The organism is Desulfonatronum thiosulfatophilum (assembly GCF_900104215.1).
GTDB classification, from domain to species: Bacteria; Desulfobacterota; Desulfovibrionia; order Desulfovibrionales; family Desulfonatronaceae; genus Desulfonatronum; species Desulfonatronum thiosulfatophilum.
Genome location: NZ_FMXO01000033.1, coordinates 1 through 2,064, shown reverse-complemented (window position 1 = coordinate 2,064; position 2,064 = coordinate 1). Strand labels below are relative to the sequence as shown.

2 protein-coding genes are annotated in these 2,064 nt (G+C 52.6%); both read right to left on the bottom strand.

From position 1 onward, the window contains the following. Window positions 1-36: 36 nt before the first annotated feature. The gene (locus BLP93_RS16480; protein WP_092124014.1) at window positions 37-1,632 is read right to left on the bottom strand and encodes a PAS domain-containing sensor histidine kinase; all 1,596 of its coding nucleotides are present in this window, start codon (window positions 1,630-1,632) and stop codon (window positions 37-39) included. Window positions 1,633-1,728: 96 nt separating this feature from the next. Further along, complete coding sequence (locus BLP93_RS16475; protein ID WP_092124012.1) at window positions 1,729-2,049, bottom strand: sensor histidine kinase; 321 nt, start codon at window positions 2,047-2,049, stop codon at window positions 1,729-1,731. Between the last annotated feature and the right edge of the window lie 15 nt (window positions 2,050-2,064).

Sequence of the window (2,064 nt, the reverse complement as noted above, 5' to 3'; positions counted from 1 at the left end):
AACAATTTTAAATAGTTGATCTATTTTCAGGGCAGACTATCTACTGTCCACCTGACGGAACGGTTCAAAAATATCGCGTAGCATTTCTTCAGAAATGCCGATGCCGGTGTCCGCGACCGTGAACAGTACCCGCACTTCACCGACCATTCTTGAAGACAGCGGAGTCATCTGTACAGAGACCTTGCCTTTATCGCTGTACTTCAGGGCGTTGCCCACAAGGTTGAACAAGACTTGACGCAACCGCACCTCGTCTCCAATCAGTTTCGGAGGTACACCGGGATCAATGGTGCACTGCAGGTCTATATTTTTCTTGTGTGCCGCAACTGAAAACAAGCCGATAATCGAGCTCTCCAATTCGACAAGACTGAATTCGTTGTTAATAATCTCCATCCTGCCCGCCTCGACTCGAGACAGATCAAGAATGTCTGTAAGCAGTCTGTTCAAACGTTCCGCCGCGCCTGTGGCCAACTGCACGTATCGTCTCTGGTCGTCATCAATGGGCGTTGTTTCAAGAAGCTGCAACATGCCCTTGATCCCGTTGATGGGGGTGCGAATTTCATGGCTCATGTTGGCCAGGAATTCGCTCTTGGCCTGATTGGCGGCCTCGGCCTGTTCCTTGGCCAGGAGCAGATCGTCTTCGGTCCGTTTGCGAGTAATGGCGATGCCGATGCTGGTGCTCAGCCCTTCCAAAAAGGTGATCTGTTCCAACGTAAATTGATTCCGCCGGTGATCGTTCAACTGAAGCAGGCCGATGGTCTCATCGCCCTCCTTCAGGGGAATTAAGGCCACCGATTCATAGCCTTCGCCATTACATCGGTTGCGGGTGCGTGCCCGGCGTTCCGCTTCCGTGGTGGAAGCCAGCAAGTCCGTGGTGCTGTTGGTCCAGAAACTACCGGCTTCAGTGAAGAAAGGAAGGGCGGGGTTGGTGCGACCACAAATGACATTACCGCACATGCACTCCAGCACTGGCAATCCATGATCGTTGCGTAGTATCCGGCCCGTCGCATCGCGGGCGCAGAGTTGATTCTCCAACTCCACAAAGCGATCGGGGAAACCATTGGTCTGGATGTAGGGGAAATCCTCGCCCTCTTTCAGCCGGATGCCGACCGCCTCGATGCCCGCCTGCTGTTTGATTAGCAGCAATATATCGAGGAAAATGCTCTTGATGTTGTCAGGCCGGTTCAAAACGGCCAGCACGTCTTTCACCAGAAGTTCGCGCGCCTCCGACCGCTTGCGCTCGGTTATATCTGTATTGAAACCCTGATAGGCAACGATACTCCCGTCATGATCCTTCACAGTCCAGACATTTCTGGAAACCCAGACCTCGGCCCCGTCCCGACGACGGAACCGGCATTCATGATTGACAACCTCGCCGCACTCTTCCATCAGGCGCAAGAATTCCGCTCTGTCTGAGGGATCGGCATACACTTGAGTGGCGATATCACTGACAGAGTCGATCAACTCTTGTTTCGTATCGTATCCAAGCATTTTGGCTGCCGCGGGGCATGCCGAGATATAACGACCCTCGGGTGTGGACGTAAAAATGCCGATGGGGGCATTGTCGAAGATATTTTGAAGATCAACGCCTAGCAAGGGACTGGGTTCGTTCTTTTCGGATCTTTGCTTGGACATGGAATGGCTCCATGAGGCTTGAGGGGATAAAAGGATTGTAGAAGGCTAAAGGTGGGAAGGAGGCAAAAATATGCACCCTGTTTTGACAGCCATGCCTCACGCCGACGGCAGGGTGAAAAAAACAGTCGTGCCCCGCCCTAGCGCACTTTCCACCCAGATTTGACCACCGTGCTGCTCGATAAACTGCTTGCACAGAACCAGACCCAAGCCGGTGCCTTTTTCGCCTTCCGTACCAAACTGTCTATTTTTGTTTTGGATGGAAAAGAGGGTAGCCAGACTTTGCCCGTCCATGCCCATGCCGTTGTCTCGCACCTTCATGGTGACTGCTGGGCCTTGCTGCCGGCCCGTGATGATGATCTCGCCGCAGCGAGGAGTGAATTTGACCGCATTAAATAGTCTGCCCTGAAAATAGATCAACTATTTAAAATTGTT

Coding starts and splice junctions, on each gene's coding strand:
- BLP93_RS16480 (WP_092124014.1), bottom strand. CDS start 1,632: ATGTCCAAGCAAAGATCCGAAAAGAACGAACCCAGTCCCTTGCTAGGC.